Annotated in this window: 20 protein-coding genes and 1 pseudogene; all 21 read right to left on the bottom strand. The window is 57.4% G+C overall.

Annotation, left to right across the window (positions count from 1 at the left end; translation table 11 throughout):
• Positions 1 to 172: 172 nt before the first annotated feature.
• Positions 173 to 697 (bottom strand): phosphoribosyltransferase, encoded by a 525-nt coding sequence (locus ACK4OE_RS20640; RefSeq protein ID WP_409887594.1) that lies wholly within the window; start codon positions 695 to 697, stop codon positions 173 to 175.
• Between the two features lie 57 nt (positions 698 to 754).
• Positions 755 to 2,131, bottom strand: coding sequence for an adenylosuccinate synthase (locus tag ACK4OE_RS20635; RefSeq protein ID WP_409887592.1), 1,377 nt, complete (start codon positions 2,129 to 2,131; stop codon positions 755 to 757).
• Positions 2,132 to 2,159: 28 nt separating this feature from the next.
• Positions 2,160 to 3,308 carry an ATP phosphoribosyltransferase regulatory subunit gene (locus tag ACK4OE_RS20630; protein WP_409887590.1) on the bottom strand — a complete coding sequence of 383 codons (1,149 nt, stop codon included), beginning with the start codon at positions 3,306 to 3,308 and terminating at the stop codon, positions 2,160 to 2,162.
• A 289-nt stretch (positions 3,309 to 3,597) separates the two neighbouring features.
• The gene (gene hflC, locus ACK4OE_RS20625; protein WP_409887588.1) at positions 3,598 to 4,506 is read right to left on the bottom strand and encodes a protease modulator HflC; all 909 of its coding nucleotides are present in this window, start codon (positions 4,504 to 4,506) and stop codon (positions 3,598 to 3,600) included.
• 9 nt (positions 4,507 to 4,515) lie between these two features.
• Complete coding sequence (gene hflK, locus ACK4OE_RS20620; RefSeq protein WP_409887586.1) at positions 4,516 to 5,886, bottom strand: FtsH protease activity modulator HflK; 1,371 nt, start codon at positions 5,884 to 5,886, stop codon at positions 4,516 to 4,518.
• Positions 5,887 to 5,940: 54 nt separating this feature from the next.
• Complete coding sequence (hflX, locus tag ACK4OE_RS20615; RefSeq protein WP_409887584.1) at positions 5,941 to 7,068, bottom strand: GTPase HflX; 1,128 nt, start codon at positions 7,066 to 7,068, stop codon at positions 5,941 to 5,943.
• A 99-nt stretch (positions 7,069 to 7,167) separates the two neighbouring features.
• Positions 7,168 to 7,422 (bottom strand): RNA chaperone Hfq, encoded by a 255-nt coding sequence (gene hfq / locus ACK4OE_RS20610; RefSeq protein WP_409887604.1) that lies wholly within the window; start codon positions 7,420 to 7,422, stop codon positions 7,168 to 7,170.
• 104 nt (positions 7,423 to 7,526) lie between these two features.
• On the bottom strand, positions 7,527 to 8,870 hold the full coding sequence (gene der / locus ACK4OE_RS20605) for a ribosome biogenesis GTPase Der (RefSeq protein WP_409887582.1): 1,344 nt from the start codon (positions 8,868 to 8,870) through the stop codon (positions 7,527 to 7,529).
• Positions 8,871 to 8,883: 13 nt separating this feature from the next.
• Positions 8,884 to 10,050: an outer membrane protein assembly factor BamB gene (gene bamB / locus ACK4OE_RS20600; RefSeq protein ID WP_409887602.1), complete on the bottom strand. Its 1,167-nt coding sequence runs from the start codon at positions 10,048 to 10,050 to the stop codon at positions 8,884 to 8,886.
• A 2-nt stretch (positions 10,051 to 10,052) separates the two neighbouring features.
• Positions 10,053 to 10,739: a YfgM family protein gene (locus tag ACK4OE_RS20595; protein ID WP_409887580.1), complete on the bottom strand. Its 687-nt coding sequence runs from the start codon at positions 10,737 to 10,739 to the stop codon at positions 10,053 to 10,055.
• A gap of 14 nt (positions 10,740 to 10,753) precedes the next feature.
• Complete coding sequence (hisS, locus tag ACK4OE_RS20590; RefSeq protein ID WP_409887600.1) at positions 10,754 to 12,019, bottom strand: histidine--tRNA ligase; 1,266 nt, start codon at positions 12,017 to 12,019, stop codon at positions 10,754 to 10,756.
• Between the two features lie 146 nt (positions 12,020 to 12,165).
• Positions 12,166 to 13,428 (bottom strand): flavodoxin-dependent (E)-4-hydroxy-3-methylbut-2-enyl-diphosphate synthase, encoded by a 1,263-nt coding sequence (gene ispG / locus ACK4OE_RS20585; protein WP_409887598.1) that lies wholly within the window; start codon positions 13,426 to 13,428, stop codon positions 12,166 to 12,168.
• A gap of 20 nt (positions 13,429 to 13,448) precedes the next feature.
• A complete protein-coding gene (locus ACK4OE_RS20580; RefSeq protein ID WP_409887596.1) occupies positions 13,449 to 14,318 on the bottom strand; it encodes a helix-turn-helix domain-containing protein in 870 nt (289 codons plus the stop codon).
• Positions 14,319 to 14,355: 37 nt separating this feature from the next.
• The gene (pilW, locus tag ACK4OE_RS20575) at positions 14,356 to 15,192 is read right to left on the bottom strand and encodes a type IV pilus biogenesis/stability protein PilW (protein WP_409887578.1); all 837 of its coding nucleotides are present in this window, start codon (positions 15,190 to 15,192) and stop codon (positions 14,356 to 14,358) included.
• Between the two features lie 34 nt (positions 15,193 to 15,226).
• Positions 15,227 to 16,348, bottom strand: coding sequence for a 23S rRNA (adenine(2503)-C(2))-methyltransferase RlmN (gene rlmN, locus ACK4OE_RS20570; protein ID WP_409887576.1), 1,122 nt, complete (start codon positions 16,346 to 16,348; stop codon positions 15,227 to 15,229).
• A gap of 87 nt (positions 16,349 to 16,435) precedes the next feature.
• Positions 16,436 to 16,861: a nucleoside-diphosphate kinase gene (ndk, locus tag ACK4OE_RS20565; protein WP_409887574.1), complete on the bottom strand. Its 426-nt coding sequence runs from the start codon at positions 16,859 to 16,861 to the stop codon at positions 16,436 to 16,438.
• Between the two features lie 87 nt (positions 16,862 to 16,948).
• Positions 16,949 to 18,505 (bottom strand): pseudouridine synthase, encoded by a 1,557-nt coding sequence (locus tag ACK4OE_RS20560; protein ID WP_409887572.1) that lies wholly within the window; start codon positions 18,503 to 18,505, stop codon positions 16,949 to 16,951.
• Positions 18,505 to 19,260, bottom strand: a complete 756-nt coding sequence (gene scpB / locus ACK4OE_RS20555; RefSeq protein WP_409887570.1) for an SMC-Scp complex subunit ScpB — start codon at positions 19,258 to 19,260, stop codon at positions 18,505 to 18,507. Before scpB ends, ACK4OE_RS20560 begins: the two co-directional genes overlap by 1 nt.
• Before the next feature lie 165 nt (positions 19,261 to 19,425).
• The gene (locus ACK4OE_RS20550; RefSeq protein ID WP_409887568.1) at positions 19,426 to 20,463 is read right to left on the bottom strand and encodes an RluA family pseudouridine synthase; all 1,038 of its coding nucleotides are present in this window, start codon (positions 20,461 to 20,463) and stop codon (positions 19,426 to 19,428) included.
• A gap of 5 nt (positions 20,464 to 20,468) precedes the next feature.
• Positions 20,469 to 21,395 carry a peptidoglycan DD-metalloendopeptidase family protein gene (locus tag ACK4OE_RS20545; protein ID WP_409887566.1) on the bottom strand — a complete coding sequence of 309 codons (927 nt, stop codon included), beginning with the start codon at positions 21,393 to 21,395 and terminating at the stop codon, positions 20,469 to 20,471.
• A gap of 12 nt (positions 21,396 to 21,407) precedes the next feature.
• Positions 21,408 to 21,493, bottom strand: a pseudogene (locus ACK4OE_RS20540) (protein-L-isoaspartate O-methyltransferase); the annotation flags it as partial.

The following is a 21,493-nucleotide window of genomic DNA, read 5'->3' as shown; positions in this document are numbered from 1 at the left end:
TTTTTCTTCACCACCAACAACCCAGATCAATACCTGAACCACCAGCAGAACTACCAACTACGCCCTACATCTCTGCAGCACCGCGTTAGTAGCGAAGCCCTCGACTATAGCACCGTTTTTGAGGGGCACCAGAGAAATTGAGCAAGAGATCGACTTTTTGCCAATCAACCTCTCAGAAGCGCCACTTCTCAAGCAGCTTGTCAGGGCTGAGACTGTCATATCCTTCGAACGGCTGATGAATCCAAGGGTTGGTTGACAGGAACTCCACCGAGTAGTCAGGAGAGAACGTGGAGAGCCCTTTGGTCCATATCACTGCACTGCGTAGTTCCGTGATGGGCGCGTAGTTCGTCTTGAGCATGTTGATCACGGCATGCAACGTATGTCCAGAGTCTGCCAAGTCATCAACCAAGAGCACCTTACCTGCAATTTCACCCTTCGGCGTAGTGATAAAGCGTGCGATGTCCAGATGGCCTTGGACGGTACCTGCCTCGGCACGATAAGAACTTGTGGACATGATCGCCAAGGGCTTGTCAAAAATCCTGCTCAATATGTCGCCAGGCCGGAGCCCTCCCCGTGCTAGGCACAAGATCGTATCGAACTTCCAACCTGACTGATGTACTTTGAGGGCCAGCTTCTCAATGAGGCTGTGGTATTCGTCATAGCTGACGTAAAGGTGTTTGCCGTCTTCGGTCAACATGGGATAGTTCCTGGGTAGTTTGCTTTTAAGGCAGCAGTTACTTCGGCATGCCCGCGCTCAGGCCGCAACATAGGGATGGCGCATCATGATGGTGTGATCACGATCAGGGCTGGTGGAGATCATGTCGATGGGGACACCAGTGACCTGCTCGATTCGCTCAAGATAGCGGCGAGCGCTCTCTGGCAACTTGGCGTAGTCGGTAACGCCGACTGTGGAATCGGACCAACCTGGCATTGATTCGTAGATCGGCGTACAGCGAGCGATGTCTTCAGCGCCCATAGGAAGCAACTCAATACGCTCACCATCCAGCTCGTATCCAGTGCAAAGCAGCAACTCTTCCAAGCCATCCAGGACATCCAGCTTGGTAATGCACAAGCCTGACAAACCGTTGACTTGGGCGCTGCGCTTCAGCAATGCAGCGTCAAACCACCCGCATCGTCGACTGCGACCTGTGGTCACGCCCTTTTCTGCACCGACGGTACTCATGTGGTAACCGGGAGTTCCAGGCGTTTCCCAGTCGAGCTCTGTTGGAAAAGGGCCGCCACCCACGCGAGTGCAGTAAGCCTTAGTAATTCCCAAGACGTAATGCAGCATGCCTGGTCCCACCCCAGAACCCGCGGCTGCATTTCCGGCGACACAATTGCTGGATGTCACATAGGGATAGGTCCCGTGGTCCACATCCAGCAGAGTGCCTTGCGCACCCTCGAACAATAGATTAGCGCCTGCACGATTGGCTTCGTTGAGCTCGCATGAGACGTCTGCCATCATGGGCTTTAGCAGTTCTGCATGGCGCATAGCCTCGGCAAAAACAACATCAAACTGGACCATGCCGTTAAGGATATATGGCTTGAGCGCATCACCAAATACGAACGAGCCCGATCCCAGATAAGTGGTCAACACATGATTGTGAAGATCAAGCAGCTCGCGTAGCTTGGAGGCAAAGCGCTCTGGATACTTTAGATCTTGCACCCGCAATGCACGGCGAGCAATTTTGTCTTCATACGCCGGGCCAATCCCTCGCCCGGTCGTCCCGATTTTCTCCGCGCCGCCTTGCTCACGCGCAGCTTCCCTCGCAACATCGATCGCTGCGTGAAACGGCAGGATCAAAGGACAGGCCTCACTGATGCGCAGCCGAGAGCGCACTTCTACTCCTGCCCTTTCAAGCCCTTCGATCTCGTCGAACAGTTTCGCAGCCGAGAGAACGACCCCATTGCCGATATAACACTTCACTCCAGGACGCATGATGCCGCTGGGGATTAGATGCAGCGCAGTCTTGACTCCATTGATCACAAGCGTGTGACCAGCGTTATGCCCGCCTTGGAATCGAACAACACCTTGCGCACTCTCCGTCAACCAGTCGACCAACTTTCCCTTGCCTTCGTCGCCCCACTGGGTGCCAACCACCACAACGTTACGACCTTTGGTTGCTTTCATCTCAAACCCAATTCAAATATCAGTTTACTTAAACAGCCTGCACGACCCACTGGCCTGCAATCTGCACTAATTCGCGGTCGCAGTGGAACTCGTCCACTTCACTCTCATGACCCGGAAGTACACAAACCACGGTTTCCCCCCCGGCACGCAACTTCGAAATAGCCGCGTTTACATCGCTGGACTCCCCCCAAGGAGCACGAATCGCGGCTTTCAACGCCCGCGGAGCAACGACCCCCACCACCTGCTTGATGTCGAGGCTAAAACCTGCCGCCGGTCGATTGCGACCGAACACTGCGCCGACTTCGTCATAACGACCACCACGCACTAACGCATCGCTCGCACCACAGGCATAAATTGCAAAACGTGCGCCGCTGTAATACGTATAACCACGCAAGTCGGCAAGATCGAAGGTCACCGAAGCGCCGTCCAGGCGAGATGCCAGCCATTTCAAATTTGATAGCACCTCACGCATACCTGCTATGCGTTTTAGCGCATTTTCTGCCTCGACCAATACCGAAGCATCGCCGTACAATTGCAACAGCGCCAGAAGACCCTCGCGAGAGTCCTTTGGAAAACACTGAGTCAGCGCAGCCAACTCCTGCGAGTCTTTTGACGCCAATGCAACCTGAATTCCATTCAACTGCTGCGGAGTCAGAGAAACACCAGCGAGCAACGTCCTCACAACACGTACATCAGCCAGATCAATCGTGGTGTCCTGCACTTCAGCGATGCTCAAGCACTCGCGTGCCAGTTGCAACACTTCAAGGTCAGCCTCCAACCCCGCATGGCCATAGATTTCAGCGCCAAATTGAAGTGGCTCGCGGGTAGCGTGAGGGCGATCAGGACGGGTATGCAGCACTGGGCCGCAGTAGCACAGCCTCGAAATCCCTTTCCGATTGAGCAAATGTGCGTCAATGCGCGCCACCTGCGGAGTGGTATCCGCACGAAGCCCCAGCGACCGCCCGGACAGCTGATCGACCAGCTTGAAGGTTTGCAAATCGAGAGCCTCTCCAGTCCCTGTCAACAAGGACTCCAGATGCTCCAGCATGGGAGGCATCACAAGCTCATAGCCATAACAGCGGGCTGTATCAAGCAGCCCGCGACGCAATTCTTCGATGTGCCGCGCTTCAGACGGCAAGACATCGGCAATGTGATCCGGAAGGACCCAAGCAGACATGGAGAAAAGGAGAGGCTGTTAAAACCGCGATTCTACTGGCATCGCCCCTGTGACCCGAACAAGTTGTACGGCGGCAGACGTTTGCGGAGATCAAACCCAGTGGTTGGATTGTGATAAGCATTGCCAGAACCGCCACCAAAGAAACGAGCCCAGCTGACTCGCGGCCCCGATCCCACACGCGCTGGTCAGAACGTCAAACGGGCAGTTCAACCAATGCGCAAAGCTACCCGTCGAAATCGATAGCTCATCTCATCCCGTTAGAGGAAACCGACGGGATGAAAGCACATGCTTATTTGCGTGGTGCAACCGGAGAAAGGGCTGGAACCCCACCCCGAAAGGTCTTGAAAAACTCCGATGACGCTGGGTCGAGCACCAATACGTCGCTCTTCTTGCTGAAGCTGGATTTATAGGCCTCCAGGCTACGATAGAACTGCGCAAATTGAGCGTCACGCCCAAATGCCTCCGCATAGATACGCGCAGCCTCTGCATCGCCCTCGCCTTTCAGCTTTTGCGCGTCACGGTATGCGTTGGCGATCGCAATTTCTCTTTGACGGTCAGCATCCGCCCGGATCTTTTCACCTTCCGCAGCACCAGTCGAACGTAGTTCGTTGGCCACGCGCTTACGCTCTGCTTCCATGCGGCGGTATACAGATTCAGTGATAGCCTCCACGTAGTCCACGCGGGTAATTCGCACGTCCACAACATCCACACCCCACGGCTTGGCCCCGCGAACTGTTTCAAGTACTTCGCGCTTTACATCAGCCATCAAGGCTTCGCGCTTAAGCGACAGCAGGTCTTTCACGGTCCGTTTGTTGATTTCTTCTTGGAATGCATTACGGACAACCCTATTGAGTTGCATGGCACCCGCACTTTCATCGAGCCCAACGTTGCGGATGTATTCAGTGGGCTCCGAGATACGCCAGCGAACGTACCAGTCGATCACCACACGCTGCTTCTCTGCGGTGAGCATAGGCTCGGTATCCGAGCTATCTAGCGTTAGCAGCCGCTTGTCGATGTAAGACACATTTTGAAAGGGAGGCGGGAGCTTCCAGTTCAGCCCAGGCTCGGTGATGACCTCCTTGATCTGACCCAGCGCGTAAAGCACGCCAAACTGACGTTGATCAACAACAAAGAGCATCGAGCTCATCAGTGCGAGCACCACCAAAAAAGTGGAAGCAATAAAACCAACTCTGTTCACAGGTAACTCCTAGCGAGCTTCACGATCGCGTGTGCGACTGCTGTCACGCGCCCGCGGGTCAGTGGATAAAGAGGCGGGGGCAGCCGGGACACCAGTCGGGGCAACGATTGCGGTCGATGAATCCTGAGCTCCGGATCCGGTCGCAACTCCTTGCATGATCTTGTCGAGCGGCAAATAGAGTAAGTTGGACCCTTGACGAGAATCGACCAGAACTTTGGTCACACTCCCATAGATCTGCTGCATCGCTTCTAGATACATGCGATCACGTGTGACCTGCGGCGCCTTCTGGTATTCAGTTAGCACCGAAGAGAAACGCTGAGCGTCACCTTCGGCCTGCGCAACGATGCGAGCTTTGTAGGCAGCGGCTTCTTCATTCAATCGAGAAGCAGAGCCCACCGCACGCGGGACAACGTCATTGGCATAGGCTTGTGCCTCGTTTTTGGCGCGCTCCCGCTCCTGTCCCGCTTTGAGCACATCATCAAAAGACGCTTGAACCTGCTCAGGAGGACGAACACCGCCCTGCTGCAAATTTATTCCGACAACTTCGACACCAACCTTATATCGATCCAGAATTGTCTGCATCAGATCTCGAACACGAGGCGCGATCTGGTCTCGCTCCTCGGCGAGAGCGGTATCCATGCGCATTTTTCCTACGACTTCCCGGACCGCTGTCTCCGCCGCCTGAACAACGGCCTCGGACGGGTTCTTGCTTTCAAACAACCAGGCTCTTGCATCGCTCAAGCGATACTGCACGGCGAATTTGATCTCAACGATATTCTCGTCTTCAGTCAGCATTGCAGACTCGCGCAGACCCGTGCTCTTGATGATGCTGTCTCGTCCCACATCGGCAGACCGGATCTGAGTCACAAAAACAAGCTCATGCCGCTCGATGGGATACGGCAAGCGCCAATTGAAGCCTGCACCAACCGTGCTTTTGTATTTACCAAACTGGGTGATAACAGCTTGCTGTCCTTCTTGGACAATGAAGAACCCAGTTCCAAGCCAAATGACAAAAATGACTCCGGCAATCAGCCCAACGCCTACACCGGCACTTTTCATATCAGGCTGAAAACCACCGCCTGACCCGCCGTTGTTTCCGGCACCTCGTCCGCTACCGCCACCCTTGCCCCCGAAAAGGCCTCCAAGTTTGCGATTGAGGTCTCTCCACAATTCGTCGAGATCGGGGGGTTGCCCACCAACATTTGGTCCCTGCTCACGGCCGCGATTGCCGGATGGCGGTGGTGTGGGCCGATCTTCTGGCCGCGCAGCCTCATCGGGTTTGTCGTCGCCACGACCCCAGCGAGGGTCGTTTAAATTAAACATTCCCCGAATGCGTTCTGGCAACGATGCCCATCGCTGGGTCCGGTTCTGAAAATTCATGCGCAAAGTCTCTGGTTCTCTGAAGAAGTTGATCAATGCTTGCATTGTGCCCAATTAGCTCAATTCATCCGGTAATTCAATAGCTGCATCTGGGGTCATGGGCTCTGCCTCTGCCAGCACCTTAAATGAAAGTAACGAACGCAGCCTTTCTAGACCTTCGCCAGATCGCGCGCTTACAAAAAGCCGGGGAGCCATACGGCCGTCCAGTTCGTACATATCTTCCAAAGCACTCGGTCGCTGCTCCACGCCCAGCGCATCCAGCTTGTTAAACACCAGCACCTGAGGAATTTCAGAGGCTCCAATTTCACGTAACACACGTTGCACCTGAGCCATTTGCTCCGGGTATTCCACATTAGAAGCGTCTACAACGTGAAGCAGCAAGTCTGCATCCACAGCTTCCTGGAGCGTTGCCTGAAATGCGTCTATCAGTCCGTGAGGCAGATCTCTGATAAACCCCACCGTATCAGACAGGGAAACCGATCTTCCCGCGGCGCCCAGATACAACTGTCTGGTCGTAGTGTCCAATGTCGCAAAGAGTTGGTCTGCCGCGTACGCCCGCGCTTTCACCAACGCGTTAAAAATGGTGGATTTCCCCGTATTGGTGTACCCCACCAGTGAAATGTTGAACGCATCCCGTCGCTCGCGCTGCCGACGTTGGGTTGAGCGCTGGCGCTTTACCTTCACCAGGCGTTCACGGATGCGCTTTATGGCGTCTCCAATCATGCGACGATCCAACTCGATCTGCTTCTCGCCAGGGCCACCACGTGATCCGATGCCACCTGTCTGACGCTCCAAGTGGGACCAGCGGCGAACGAGCCGTGTGCTCAAATACTGTAGCCGAGCCAACTCCACTTGAAGCTTTCCTTCGTGACTTCGTGCACGCTGAGCAAAGATCTCAAGAATTAGAAGCGTCCTGTCATTGACGGGCAACTCGATTTGACGCTCGAGGTTACGTTGTTGAGCGGGACTAAGCGACTGGTCGAAAAGAATCTCTACTGCGCCGTGCATTTGGGCGAGCATGCGAATTTCGTCCGCCTTGCCACTGCCCACGAACAAGGCCGCATCGGGAGCCTTGCGCTTGCAGGTAATGCGCGCTACTGGTGCCATACCTGCGGTTTGTGCAAGCAGCCCCAGCTCGCCCAATTCGGAGTCAAAATGCGGAAGCCCGAGATCCACCCCCACCAAAACGACGGGGGTGGGCGCGGGAGAGATTGCGGCCGTCACCGCGCACCCGCCCCGCACATATGTTGAGCTTGAAACAAAAATGAAGGTAGCAACGAGTCAGGCGTTGGCGCCATCTGCTTCTGGAGTGTCAGGCGTAGAAAAATTGACAGCACGTCCAGGGACAATGGTCGAGATAGCGTGTTTGTAAACCATCTGGGTTACCGTGTTGCGAAGCAGCACCACGTACTGATCGAAAGACTCGATCTGCCCCTGAAGCTTGATGCCATTGACCAAGTAGATGGACACTGGAACATGTTCTCGACGCAGTGCGTTGAGGAAAGGGTCTTGCAAAAGCTGGCCTTTATTGCTCACGATATTCTCCGTGTTCAAGATGTTGTTGTAAACCACCACCTTACCACAGCAAAGCGAACCCTCGGCAGAGGCGAAGCATGGCCCCTCTCGGATTCGGCCTTTGACTATGCATCATCCTTTTCTGCGAATGGATTGTGAGAGGTTTTCATCTCAATTCGAAGCGGCGTTCCAACCAAATCGAACTCTTTGCGGAAGCGGCCTTCAAGGAACCGCTTGTACGCGTCTGTTACGTGCTCCAGTGAGTTCCCATGAACGACGATCACAGGAGGATTCATTCCACCTTGATGAGCATAGCGAAGCTTGGGACGGTACATGCCTGCACGCTTGGGACTCTGGAATTGCACAGCCTCCAAGAGCAACCGCGTCAAGATAGGCGTTGACATTTTGCATGTTGCCGCCTTGTGCGCCTGCACGATAGATGTCCACAACGGACCTAGCCCTTGCCGCTTCTTCGCCGAAATGTAATGAAGCGAGGCGAATTTCAGGAAAGCCAGACGCGTCTCAATCGAGCGCTCCAGCAGCTGCCGCTGATAGTCGTCTACGGCATCCCACTTGTTAACCGCAACGACTACGGCCCGGCCGCTTTCCAGGATATAGCCCGCAATATGCGCATCTTGGTCTGTAACCCCTTGAGTCGCATCGAGCAACAACAGCACGACATTTGCTGACTCGATGGCCTGCAAAGTCTTCACCACCGAAAACTTCTCTATAGCCTCAAAAACCTTACCCTTGCGGCGAAGGCCTGCCGTATCCACCAATTCAAATTTCTGCCCATTGCGCTCAAACGGCACGGTGATGGCGTCGCGAGTGGTACCGGGCATATCAAATGCTACGAGCCGCTCTTCGCCCAGCCAAGTGTTGATCAATGTGGACTTGCCGACATTTGGCCGCCCTGCCACGGCCAACTTGACTATGCTTTTATCAGGGGAGCCATCCGTCTCCTCAGGATCTGCAAGATGCAGTGGTTCCAGCGCGATGTCGACCAAGCTGCGAATACCTTGACCATGTGCAGCGGAGATGGGAAACACCTCACCCAAACCGAGTTCATAGAACTCAGCAAGCTGCACACCCTCCAGCATCCCTTCAGCCTTGTTGGCCACCAAAACACAGGGCTTGCTCAAACGCCGAAGATATTTTGCAATGTCATGATCTTGAGCGGAAACTCCAGCCCGCGCATCCACAACAAAAATAACGACATCCGCCTCCGCAACCGCTTGCTGCGTCTGCTTGGCCATTTCCCGATAGATGCCGCTAGAAGCATCTGGCTCAAACCCGCCCGTATCGATAACGATGTACTCGTGTTTGCCTTGCTTGCCATTCCCGTAATGCCGGTCACGCGTAAGCCCTGCGAAGTCTGCGACGATCGCGTCGCGAGATTTCGTCAGACGATTGAACAACGTGGACTTCCCGACGTTCGGACGCCCCACAAGGGCGATAACTGGCTTCATTGAGTAAGACCTATCAATCAGGGCGGAAGCCGAAAATGTTGCCGTTGCGCGTAACGACCACCAAGGTGTCACCTGCAACGACGGGGGCAGCGCCTATACCGGAGCCATCAGTGGAAAGGCGATTGAGCGGCGCTCCATCGGTGCGAGAAAGCAGGTGCACCAACCCGGTGTCATCACCGACAACTACAGAGCGCCCGAGAAGTAATGGGGCCGTAAGCTTACGGTACTTCAGTCGATCCGTTGCCCACAAACGGGAACCGTCGACACGGCGCCAGGCAATCACAGCGCCATTGCTTTCTGTGCCGAATACTGCCTCCGCGTCCCCGTGGATGCCTTCAGCACCGGAAGCAGGCTGCGTCCACGAGACAGTACCCCTCACTGGGTTGACACAACCGACGGAGGCCTGAAAAGCGCGGGCGCAAATACTATCGCCCTCCCTGCTGGTTCGACCTACCAACTCAACCAATCGCTCAACATCGTTAGTCCCACGAGGGCTAGCCAATGGCGCCTCCCATCGCACGCTGCCGTTGTCAGGATTGAGGCCGACCAAGCGCCCCGACAAACCCACAACCAACGTGTCGCCTACGGGACGTAGAACGCCAGCTTGACGCAAAACCAAGGCTTCACCCGGCCGCTGTTGCGTCCACAACTTGCGCCCGGACGCTGCATCAAAAGCAGAAACAGACCGATCGGCAGACAACACAAATACGCGGCCGCCTGCAACGAGCGGTGGGGTAAACACCTGCGCACCCAGCGAATGGCGCCAGCGTTCGCGCCCAGCATCCAAAACGACCAATACGTTCGCGCGCGAGACAACGGCGGCAGTGTTGCCATCAGCGCCCAGCCCGGCAGACAGTGGCTCGCCCAGACTCGTACGCCACACATCGCCCCCCGTGCGGGCATCAATGGCCGCAACCACTCCATCTGCAGATGCTAGCGTCACAACGCTTCCGGCTGAATGCACCTCCATGGGCATACCCGCCAACCCACCCACACGAGCAGTCCACGCCTGGCGCACACCAAGAACAGCTACGTTAGCGCCGAGATCAGCGGGGACTGGCTTGGAGCCCCCCCCGCCCCAGAGCGATGAACAACCAGTCAAAGCAGTCACAATCGCCAAGACGAGCCCGCCACCGCAGAGGCGCGCGGTGCGGCGCACTGGAAAACCAGAAAAACGCATGGTCACTTTGTCCCTCCCACCGCATCAGCCGCCGTCACAGCCAGGCTAACGGGCGAGACACCGAGTGCGTTGAGCTTGATCTCAACCAACCGACGGTATTCGACGCCCTCCTCAAACGATTTGTAAGCAATGGTGTACTCGGCGATAGCCTCTGTACGTTTGTCTTGCAAAACAAGAATATCGCCCTTGCGATCTGCGTACACAGCTTCAAACTCGGAAGGTGCAGCGCTCGAAACAAGCTTGAGCGCTTCGTCATAATTTTTTTGATCCATTAACACGCTGGCCAATCGCAGCTTCGCAAGCGCCTTAAGCCCATCGTCTGAAGATTTCTCTGCAACCCAACTCAATGCCTCTTTGGCGCCATCTGGATTTCCATTGTCCAGAAGACTTTTCGCAAGCGTCAGCCCTGCCTGCGCCGTTTGAGTGGTGCCAGAGTACTTGCCTTTCAGATCTGCAAATGCTTGCTCCATCCGAGCTGAGTCACCGGAACGGGCCGCTGCATCCACAGCGTCGAACAAGGCTGCTGCCTGAACTGCCTGGCGATTCTGCCAATATTGGTACCCGTTCCAGGCAGCCAGAGCGCCTGCAACCAGGATCAACACAGAACTGATTAATGTGCCCCACGTGTTCCAGAAATGCTTGAGTTGATCAAGCTGCTCTTGTTCTTCAAGATCGAGATGTTTTGCCATGGGATATATACGTTTCAGGGATTGGATTGTAGGTGGGGCGCCCAGTCTGCCAAAGCGGCAAGCGCTTTCTCGGATTGCGCCCCAACACCATCGCGCAGCGATTTCAGCGTCACCATGCCTCGGGACAATTCGTCATCTCCAAAAATGAGCGCATGCAACGCGCCGCTGACATCGGCCTTCTTGAACTGCGATTTCATGCTGCCCATGCCGTCGGCCCCAGCAGGCGCTGCGTGCATCTGCACCTTGACCCCTTGCATACGCAATTGCTCAACAGTTGACACGGCCAGTGGGAGTGACGCCGACGAGGGAATAATGGCATACACATCGGGCACCAGCGACGGAACAACGTTACCCTGCTCTTTCAAAAGCTCAAGCACCCGCTCCACCCCGAGCGCCCATCCAACAGCAGGAGCTGGTTTGCCACCGATTTGCTCAATCAGGTAGTCGTAGCGCCCCCCGCCACAAATCGTGCCTTGCGAACCCAATTGATCCGTGACGAATTCAAATACAGTGAGGTTGTAGTAATCCATGCCTCGCACCAGCCTGGGGTTGACACGCCACTCCACACCATTGGCTTCCAAGATCGCCTTGACAGCAGAGAAATGGGCCAGCGATTCGGGTCCTAGAAAATCAATCAATCGCGGCGCTGCTTCGATCATCGCCTGCATGGCTGGATTTTTAGTATCGAGGATTCGCAGGGGATTGCTGTGAAGTCGTCTCCTCGCTTCTTCGTCCAAAATGCTCGCGTGCTGCTCAAGATAGGCGATCAATGCCGCACGATGGGCTTTTCGTTCAGCGGGCTGCCCAAGGCTATTGATTTCCAAACGAACATTTTTCAGATCTAGCTCGCGCCACAATGCATTCGCTAGCAGGATCAATTCAGCATCTACTTCAGCCCCGGGGAAGCCCAAGGCCTCAGCGCCTATCTGGTGAAACTGACGGTAGCGGCCGCGCTGAGGACGTTCATGACGAAACATGGGCCCCATGTAGTAGAGCCGCTTGCCACCCTCATAAAGCAAGGAATGCTCGGCAACAGCCCGGACAACGCCGGCCGTCGCCTCAGGGCGCAGGGTCAGTTGTTCGCCATTGAGCCTGTCCTCAAACGAATACATCTCCTTTTCGACAATGTCTGTAACCTCTCCGAGCCCGCGAACGAACAATGCCGTAGGCTCAACGATTGGAGTACGGATGTTTCGATAGGCGTATCTCTCCATGAGCTCGCGCACCTTGCCCTCCAACCACTCCCAATGTGCAGACTCCGGGGGCAAAATATCATTCATGCCCTTTACAGCAACGAGTTTCTCGGGCTTGTTTGGAACGGCTTTTTGTTCGTTTGTCACGATCTGTTTTTCTTGGGGTAGAAAGTAGTTAGAACCCACAAGTCTGTGGGGAATCAGCGCCGTGTAACGCGCCGCCGAACGGCGGATCAGGGAGTGACCACAGCCTTGGCGCCGAAGCGCCTTTCGATGTACTGCTCCACGATTTTGTGAAACTCGTTGGCAATGTCATCGCCACGCAGGGTCAGGGCTTTTTCACCGTCGATGAACACAGGTGCAGCCGGGGCTTCACCTGTGCCAGGCAGGCTGATACCAACGTCTGCATGTTTGCTTTCGCCGGGCCCGTTGACGATGCATCCCATCACAGCCACGCGCAAACTCTCCACACCCGGATAACGAACGCGCCACACCGGCATCTGCGAGCGCAAGAAATCGTCGATCTGCTTGGCCAACTCCTGAAAAGTCGAACTGGTGGTGCGACCACAGCCGGGGCAGGCGGTAACGCTGGGCACAAACACGCGCAAACCCAGTGCTTGCAATATTTCCGACGCAACGACCACTTCCTGAGTACGTGCTTCACCCGGCTGGGGCGTCAACGACACACGAATGGTGTCACCAATGCCCTCTTGCAGGAGCACCGACAGCGCAGCAGCAGAGGCTACGGTACCTTTTGTGCCCATTCCCGCCTCAGTCAGGCCCAAGTGCAAGGCGTAATCACAGCGGCGAGCCAATTCACGATAAACCGCAATCAGGTCTTGCACACCGCTTACCTTGCACGACAGGATGATCTGGTTTCCGTCCAACCCCATCTCCTGAGCCCTGTTCGCTGACTCGATAGCCGACGTGATCAGCGCCTCGTACATCACTTGGCGTCCTTCCCAGGGTGAGGCGCGACGGCTATTGATGTCCATCAGACCCGCCAACAGTTCCTGATCGAGACTACCCCAGTTCACACCAATGCGTATTGGCTTGTTCCAGCGCATGGCAGCGTCGATCATCTGGCCGAACTGAAGATCCCGCTTGTTGCCCTTGCCAACATTGCCTGGATTGATCCGGTACTTGGACAATGCTTGGGCGCAGTCGGGAAAGTCCGTCAATAGGCGATGGCCGTTGTAGTGGAAGTCCCCGACCAGAGGAACACTCTCACCCATTCGATCAAGCTGCTCTCGAATATACGGAACAGCAGCTGCCGCCTCAGGGGTGTTGACTGTGATGCGCACAAACTCAGATCCGGCCTGCGCCAGCTCTTTGACCTGGATTGCAGTGCCAATGGCATCCACAGTATCGGTGTTGGTCATCGACTGAACACGAACAGGCGCATCACCTCCAACGGAGACGACACGTGACCCCCACACCACCTGGGCCTGTCGCGAACGACGCGGCAAAGGCGACGAAATCGCCACAGGTTCAATATCTCGCTGTGCGTTTTCCACTATTTCACCTCAAAGCGCGCAACATTTTCGCGTGACACCGCCGTCAACTCAAACGGCTTGCCACGCACAAAAACCTCGGTCACGTCTGCACGACCAATCACCACAGACAAGGGCAGAGCGCCCGACACAGACACAGACTCCGCAGCTGCAAGATTGCGCTGAAGCACTACGGCACCCGCCGAATCCCTTACTTGAACCCACGATTCGCTACGAGCGCGCAAGAGCAAGATACCTGTTGGCGCCACAACGCTGGCAGGCGCACTAGCAGAGGTGACGGGTGCGGAAGCAGGCTCCGCCACGGGCTGGGTTACCGACGCTGCTAAGGGCGGAGCTGTCTGAGTCGTCCCCAAGACTTGATTCACTGGAGTCTGGTTTACTGCTCGCTCCACCACAACCCCAGCCTCCGAGGATGCGCCTTCGTTTGCCCCCGGGCGCCGCTCAGTGCTGGCGGAAACAGCACTGCCTGACGCGTTGTCGGATTGTCGGGGGAAATACACCAGTGCCAAGGCACCGGCAAGAAGCGCAAGCACCACCACAGTCACAGATCGGGACGTTGAACTCCCAAACGAAGGGGAAGATGTGTACGGCGCGGATGACGTTACAGCCCGCCCTTTGACCGGCGCATTCAAACCTGCAGAATCTTCCGACAGTCGAGGACTGTGGCTTTGCGGCAGCAATGCCAAGATGGGAGCCGCATCCACCTTCAGGGTTCGGCAAACGCTCGACGCTAGCGCTCTCACAAACACGGTATCCGGCAAAACCGAATAGTTGTCTGCTTCCAGGGCCTCCAATTTGTTCACAGGCACCTTCAGTGCGACTGCCAACGCCGCAATGTGCATGCCTGCGGCTTGCCGTGCCTCCTTCAACATGCCGCCGGCTGTCACTCCACCTTCCACTACCGCACCTTCACTCATTGAATGCCCCGCGTTCGTATGCCCCCAGTTCCTTGGACTCAGGGAACCGCTTGCGCAACTGATCGGCCAACTGCCTCATCGCAACGGTGTCGCCAATCGCACGTTCAATTTTGATTCCCAACCAAAGAGATTCAGAGTTGGACAGCTCACTGTTATTGAGCCGCCGAATGTAAAACTGAGCGCGCGTCAACTCATTGCGCCGAAGTAAAAGCGATGCCAAGTGATATCCCACCACAGGGTTGCCCGCATCCAGCTCGTAGGCCTTGAGCAACGATTGCTCGGCATCAGCAAACTGACCAGCTCCCGATTGGCACAACCCACGCGCCATCAGCGTCTTGCTGCGCGCGGTGTAGGCAGGGTTGGCGATCGCCCGCACAAACTGTTGATCGGCCTCTGCATATTTCTGCTGCTGACACATCAACCAGCCGTAGTTATGCAATAAATTGGGGTCGTTGCCGCGCAATGCCAACGCACGGCGGAAGCTGTCTTCGGCTTGAGGAAAGTCACTAAGCCGCATGAAAATCAGACCACGCAGATTGAACGCATCCGCATAGCCAGGGTCCGCCGCCAGAGCCTGCTTGACTTCATCCAAAGCCACCGCAGTTTGCCCCATCTCGAAATAGTTGGATGCAAGCTCAAGGCGAATGCGAGCGCGGCGACGTGACTCAGGCTCATCCGACGGAGTAAAACTATCAGCACTGCTACCGATGCCCGATATACCATCCCCTTTGGTTGCGCAGCCTTGAATCATCACCGCGCAAACCACCGCACTACATGCCGTGAGTGTCCAGCGGCCAAATTGCCACCAGCGTCCAACCAATCCCACCATGTAGAGCCTCCTTGATATAAACCGAATTACGAAATCACGTGACAGGTTTGAGCATGATTGTGCGCTGCTTCGCCATACGCTCTGCGGCACGCGTGCGATCTTTGACATCTCCAGCCAACTGGCCGCATGCCGCGTCAATATCATCACCTCGTGTTTTGCGCACCGTTGTGACAATGCCAGCGTCGCTCAGAATTTTTGCAAACGCGGTGACTTGATTCTGCGCTGAACGCAAGAGCCCTGACGCGGGGAACGGATTGAAGGGTATGAGATTGAACTTGCATCGAACCCCTGCACCCCGGGCCGGCTTGACGAGTTCAATCAACTGTTGGGCATGTTCAAACTGGTCGTTCACCCCGTCGAGCATGCAATATTCGAAAGTAATAAAGTCCCGCGGAGCATGCGCGAGATACCGGTTGCACGCATCCAGCAGTTCTCGAATCGGATACTTGCGATTGAGCGGCACCAGATTGTCGCGCAAGGGGTCGTTGGGCGCGTGCAACGAGACCGCCAAGGCTACAGGGCAGTCCTGCGCCAGCCGGTCCATCATCGGCACGACGCCTGACGTAGAGACCGTTACCCGGCGACGCGACAGGCCATACCCGTGGTCGTCCAGCATAACGCGCAGGGCCGGCAGCAATGCCGAGTAATTTTGCAGCGGCTCACCCATCCCCATCATCACCACGTTGGAGATGACGCGATCTGCAGTGTGTAAGCGCTGGCGCAACGAATGCTCGGCAAACCACAATTGGGCAACGATCTCCCCCGTTGTCAGGTTACGACTGAAACCCTGGTGCCCTGTCGAACAAAAACGGCAGCCTACCGCACAGCCGGCTTGCGAAGACACACAGAGGGTGCCGCGGTCATCCTCGGGGATAAAAACAGCTTCAACCGCATTGCCATCGCCCACGTCAAACAGCCACTTCACGGTGCCGTCCGACGATACATGCTCCGATATGACGGGCAGTGCCTCGACGCGCGCACAGCCTTTGAGCTTGTCGCGCAAGGCTTTCGCCAAGTCGCTCATGGCATCAAAATCACTTGCGCCCCGCTGATGAATCCAGCGAAACAGCTGGGTTGCGCGAAAACGCTTTTCGCCCAGTCGCTCGCAAAAAGCGGCCAAGCCGTCGAGGTCAAATTCGAGGAGATTCGTGGTCATCGCGCCCGCTTCCCAGTGGGCAGGGCGCATTCGCCCCCATGGCGCAGGCATCCCACGATCGCGGGAACAGGCATGGGGACCACCATATCAACGCGAGTAGACGTTCAGGCCAGGGAAGAAAAAGGCGACTTCTGCCTGAGCCGTTTCGGCAGCGTCAGAGCCGTGCACTGCGTTTGCGTCGATGCTGTCAGCAAAATCAGCGCGGATGGTGCCTGCTTCTGCCTTCTTGGGGTCAGTAGCTCCCATGAGTTCGCGGTTCTTCAAAATCGCGTTCTCGCCTTCCAGCGCCTGGATCATCACGGGGCCGGAGATCATGAAGTCGACCAGATCCTTGAAGAAAGGACGCTCTTTGTGCACAGCGTAAAACTGCTCAGCTTCCAGGCGCGACAGGTGAGCCATACGAGCAGCCACCACTTTAAGACCAGCGGCTTCAAAGCGAGCGTAAATCTGACCGATGACGTTCTTGGCCACTGCGTCGGGCTTGATGATGGAGAGAGTGCGTTCGATAGCCATATGAATTTTCCTGATTGGATGTTGCTGTGATTCGTTTGCCCGTTGGACAAAGCCCTCGATTCTAACCGTTGATAAAAGCAGGCCCGATTAGCGGCCGCCCCGGCGGGGGCCACCCCCCCCCGGGCGGCGCTTGTCCTGGCGCTGTCGGGACAAGCTGTCCACGCCGATATAACCGACGGACGTTTTCAATGGATCTGGCTGCGACGCTACAGACTGGCGATCATTTCCGCCTGCAGTGTTACCCCGGGCGCCCTGCGCTGGCCGACCTCCGCCGTCGCGGCGAGGCTTCTGCCCGCGCGGACCTCCGGTTGGTCCGCCCTGGGACATGTTTCCACGGGGACCATCACCCACCCGCGGTCCACTCCGCCCCCGGCTTCGGCTGCTCCCGCCTCGCCCACCAGGACCTGGAGCAACATCATCGCGACCCTCCAGCGGTTCAGCACGCCCAGCGCCGGCAGCCTGCACCAACGCTCGGATGTCGCTGTCGTCCAGTTCCAGCCACGCACCGCGCTTGAGCCCCCGCGGCAACACCATTGCGCCGTAACGGATGCGAATCAACCGGCTCACGGCATGCCCGACGGACTCCAGCATGCGGCGCACTTCGCGATTGCGTCCTTCGGAAATAGTGACGCGATACCAGCAGTTGGCGCCTTCGCCGCCGCCATCTTCAATCGAGCCGAACGAAGCCATGCCGTCGTCCAAGCGCACGCCGTCCAGCAGCTTTTGCTTTTCCTCATTGCTGAGCGCGCCAAGAACACGCACGGCGTACTCGCGCTCCAGCCCGAAGCGGGGGTGCATGAGCTTGTTGGCCAATTCGCCCGAGCTCGTAAACAGGAGCAAGCCTTCGGTATTCAGATCGAGACGTCCCACTGACTGCCACTTGCCGTTCATCAGCCGCGGCAGCTTGCGGAAAACCGTAGGGCGATTCTGCGGGTCGTCATGGGTCACCACCTCGCCCACCGGCTTGTGATAAGCGATGACACGCGCCGGTGGAGGATCGATGCGATAGCGGATGGGCTTGCCGTTGACCTTGACCTGGTCTCCAAACTGGATGCGCTGTCCGATATGGGCGGGCTCGTTGTTGACTGAAATCCGGCCTTCCAGAATGAGTTGCTCCATCTCAAGCCGTGACCCCAGCCCCGCCTGGGCAAGCACCTTATGAAGCTTGGGTGTTTCCACCTGAGGCAACAAAACACGCTTGGAAGGGACCTCCACTTCAGAGGCATCGTCTTCATCGAATTTACCCGAGACCACATCCTCGAACCGGTAACCCTCAACAACCGGGGCAGCCCCTCGGCGCTTGTCGCGGCCTTGGCCCTCTGCGCGCGGCACACGTGCCCGATGCCCCCCGGAAACATGCCGCTGACCTTGGACAGAGGCAGCCCCGGCTTCGACAGGACTCGCATCATCTGGCAAGCGACCCGCATCCTGCGGCGCCGGTTCAGGTGAGGCTTCGGAAACCAATGAGTCGGGAGACTGCACGGACGGAGCGGCAGCTTCTGCGCCAGCAACAGCCAAGTCGTCGGTCTTGACGACCTTCTTGCGAGGCGCACGTTTGGCGGCGGGCTTCTTGGTATCAGGCGCCATGTTGGCAGCCTCAGGGACCGGCGCAGCGTCCGGATTTTCGGGGGTCGAGTCGTTCATCAAGTGTTTCCCTGGATACCGCCAGGGGTATCAGCGTGGTCGTCGCGGAGATCTGTCTCCACATTCTGAAAAAAATCATCCACTGGTTGCGCAATAGTGCGGTCCTGGTCGCCCTCTCCCCGCGCATCAGCCTGTCGGGCTAGTTCTGCACGGGGGTCCAAGTCGGCCAGCGCTGGGGCTGGATCAGGCTCAATCACGCCCTGCGCCGCAGCCGCCATCGCCTCCAGCACATTCGCGTTGCCAGTCGGGTCGTCCAACACGGGCAACTGGTCCAGTGACTGCAGGCCCATGTCATCCAAAAACTGCCGGGTCGTCGCAAACAGCGCCGGGCGCCCTACGGTCTCGCGGTGCCCAATAACCTCCACCCAGCCCCGATCCTCCAACTGCTTGACGATCAGGCTATTGACCGTCACCCCACGGATGTCTTCGATGTCTCCCCGGGTGACCGGCTGGCGGTAGGCAATGATGGCCAGCGTTTCCATAGTGGCGCGCGAATAGCGCGGCGGTTTTTCGGGGTGCAATCTGTCCAGGTACTCGCGCATTTCCGGGCGACTCTGAAACCTCCATCCTGTCGCCACCTGCACCAACTCCACCCCTCGCTGCGACCAGTCAAGCTGCAATTCGTGCAGAAGGACTTTGAGGGTGTCGGATCCCAGCGCGTCGTTGAACAATATGCGCAACTCGCGCAATGGCACGGGCTGCTGCGCGCAGATCAACGCAGTTTCGAGGACCCGTTTGGCATCCACCGTATTCATGGTTCAGCGATTCCTGGAAAAGTGCCACGCGTTGCAACGGGTGGCACATCAACAGCAGGGGGCAAGCAGCGAGGGCGAAAGCGACAAGAGCGCGCTGTTCAAGAGCGCAGGCGCGGCGCAGGAGCCCGGTGGAATTCCAACTTCGGGCGGGGGCCTGTCTGGCCATCAGGGCGCATTGTAGCCCAGCCCCCACAAAGACAGCACCTGTTGCATATCGTCTGGCAAGGGGACATGGAACTCCAAGGCCTCACCTGTCATGGGGTGCGTGAACGCCAAACGGTAGGCATGCAAAGCTTGACGCTGCATGTGCTCCACCGGTGCACCACCGTACAAGCTATCACCCACCAACGGGTGTTTCAAAGACGCCATGTGTACACGGATCTGATGGGTACGCCCCGTGTGCAGGGTGCACTGCACCCAGCAACCACCATTCACCGCATCCAGACACCGGATATCGGTGCGTGCCGATTTTCCGGCATGGATCGCCAGATCCACCACCGCCATTCTCAACCGGTTGCGCGGATCGCGCCCTATGGGGGCGTCCACGGTGCGGGCCTTGGCCCCCGTCCACGATCCGTGTGCCAGCGCAAGATACTGGCGCTGCACCTTCCGCGCAGCAATCAGGGCGACCAGCGCGTCCATGGTAACGCGGTCACGGGCCACCACCATCAGCCCGCTGGTGTCCTTGTCAAGGCGGTGGACAATGCCCGCTCGCGGCACCAACTGCGCCTTTTCGTCCCGGGCCAGCAAGCCATTGAGCAGCGTTCCACTCCAATTGCCAGGCGCTGGGTGCACCACCAGCCCTGAGGGCTTGTTCACCACCAGCAGGTGTGCGTCCTCATAAACCACATCGATAGCCATTGGCTCGGGGCGAAAGGCCTGGCTCTGCAAGGTGGGGCGCATTTCCAGCACCACCTGATCCCCGGCCTTCACCCGGGCCGATGCTTTCAGGACCGGTTTGCCATTGACGCTGACCAGCCCCTGCGCGAGCAGCTGCTGCAAGTAGCTGCGGGAAAACTCAGGCACCAGATCGACCAGCGCCCGGTCCAGCCGGGCGGCGTGCTGTTCCGCACCCATCTGCATGGGCCGCAGCTCGCTCTCGGCACCTGCCAACGCTTCGGACTCGTAGACAAGCAAACCGTCATCCACCTCCGTCAGGTCATCAACGACGGGTAATTGGCACTCCGGCGGATGATCGCCCATGGGCTTCAACGGGCGGGCAGGTAGCGCGACGGATCGACGGGCTTGCCTTGTCGGCGAATTTCAAAGTGCAGCTTCACACGATCTGCATCCGTGCTGCCCATTTCCGCAATTTTCTGCCCCTTGCGAACCGACTGGTCTTCCTTGACCAGCAAGGTCTGGTTGTGGGCATATGCCGTCAGAAAGGTATTGTTGTGCTTGAGGATGACCAGGTTGCCATACCCGCGCAACCCCGCCCCGGCGTACACCACGCGACCGTCGGCCGCAGCGAGCACGGGGTCGCCGGCCTTGCCTGCAATGTCAAAGCCCTTGTTGCGTGCTTCATCAAACCCGGCAATCAACGATCCCGCCGCAGGCCAGATAAAACCCACATCGTCTTCACCTGCCGTCGCAGGCGCGGTGGCTGGCGTTGTGGGGGCTACAGCCACCACCGGGCCAGAGGCGGCTGGTGTGGCAGGCTTGGCTGCGCTTGAAGGCGTGGCGGGTGCGGCGGGTGCGCTGCCGGGGGCCGCAGGCGTCACGCTGGACGAAGTAACGGGACGTGTGACGACGCCGGTATCTGCGGCCACAGCCTGCGATACGGCAACTGGAGGCACAACACGCAACACCTGGCCCACCTCGATGAGGTTGGCGTTGTCCAGGCTGTTCCAGCGGGCGATGTCTTTCCAGCTCTGGCCCGAATCAAGGCCAATGCGAATCAGGGTATCTCCGGGTTTGACTGTGTAGTAGCCGGGTTTTCCAGCGTTTTCTGCGCCGGGCAACGGCTTGATGGGAGTGCCGACCACTACACCGGACTGCACATCAGACGCAGGAGCGGAGGACGAAGTGCCTCGGTCTTCCACTGGAGCCTTGTACAGCCGGGTGCCACAGCCGGTGAGCACCAGACCCGCCAGTGCCACGGTAAACCCAACTACAAGACCACGCGATACGAACATAAGCAATTCCCTTCAGGCAATCCCCGATTTTAGAGGGACAAAATGCACAGGCTCCAGCACGCTTTGTTTCAATCCGTGTGGGGTTTTGTCGATCACAA

This window comes from Acidovorax sp., assembly GCF_046314175.1.
GTDB lineage: Bacteria > Pseudomonadota > Gammaproteobacteria > Burkholderiales > Burkholderiaceae_C > Acidovorax.
The sequence above is the reverse complement of the archived record's forward strand: the minus strand, read 5'-3'. Positions and strand labels throughout refer to the sequence as shown.

Bases quoted from the DNA above. Each gene is read 5' to 3' on its own strand.
- hisS (WP_409887600.1), bottom strand. From the start codon at position 12,019: ATGAATGATATTTTGCCCCCGGAGTCTGCACATTGGGAGTGGTTGGAG.
- hflK (WP_409887586.1), bottom strand. From the start codon at position 5,886: ATGAATTTTCAGAACCGGACCCAGCGATGGGCATCGTTGCCAGAACGC.
- ACK4OE_RS20640 (WP_409887594.1), bottom strand. From the start codon at position 697: ATGTTGACCGAAGACGGCAAACACCTTTACGTCAGCTATGACGAATAC.
- ACK4OE_RS20580 (WP_409887596.1), bottom strand. From the start codon at position 14,318: ATGTTGAAGGAGGCACGGCAAGCCGCAGGCATGCACATTGCGGCGTTG.
- ndk (WP_409887574.1), bottom strand. From the start codon at position 16,861: ATGGCTATCGAACGCACTCTCTCCATCATCAAGCCCGACGCAGTGGCC.
- ACK4OE_RS20550 (WP_409887568.1), bottom strand. From the start codon at position 20,463: ATGGGCGATCATCCGCCGGAGTGCCAATTACCCGTCGTTGATGACCTG.
- der (WP_409887582.1), bottom strand. From the start codon at position 8,870: ATGAAGCCAGTTATCGCCCTTGTGGGGCGTCCGAACGTCGGGAAGTCC.
- ACK4OE_RS20545 (WP_409887566.1), bottom strand. From the start codon at position 21,395: ATGTTCGTATCGCGTGGTCTTGTAGTTGGGTTTACCGTGGCACTGGCG.
- rlmN (WP_409887576.1), bottom strand. From the start codon at position 16,348: ATGACCACGAATCTCCTCGAATTTGACCTCGACGGCTTGGCCGCTTTT.
- ACK4OE_RS20595 (WP_409887580.1), bottom strand. From the start codon at position 10,739: ATGGCAAAACATCTCGATCTTGAAGAACAAGAGCAGCTTGATCAACTC.
- ACK4OE_RS20635 (WP_409887592.1), bottom strand. From the start codon at position 2,131: ATGAAAGCAACCAAAGGTCGTAACGTTGTGGTGGTTGGCACCCAGTGG.
- bamB (WP_409887602.1), bottom strand. From the start codon at position 10,050: ATGCGTTTTTCTGGTTTTCCAGTGCGCCGCACCGCGCGCCTCTGCGGT.
- scpB (WP_409887570.1), bottom strand. From the start codon at position 19,260: ATGAATACGGTGGATGCCAAACGGGTCCTCGAAACTGCGTTGATCTGC.
- pilW (WP_409887578.1), bottom strand. From the start codon at position 15,192: ATGGTGGGATTGGTTGGACGCTGGTGGCAATTTGGCCGCTGGACACTC.
- ACK4OE_RS20630 (WP_409887590.1), bottom strand. From the start codon at position 3,308: ATGTCTGCTTGGGTCCTTCCGGATCACATTGCCGATGTCTTGCCGTCT.
- ACK4OE_RS20560 (WP_409887572.1), bottom strand. From the start codon at position 18,505: ATGAACGACTCGACCCCCGAAAATCCGGACGCTGCGCCGGTCCCTGAG.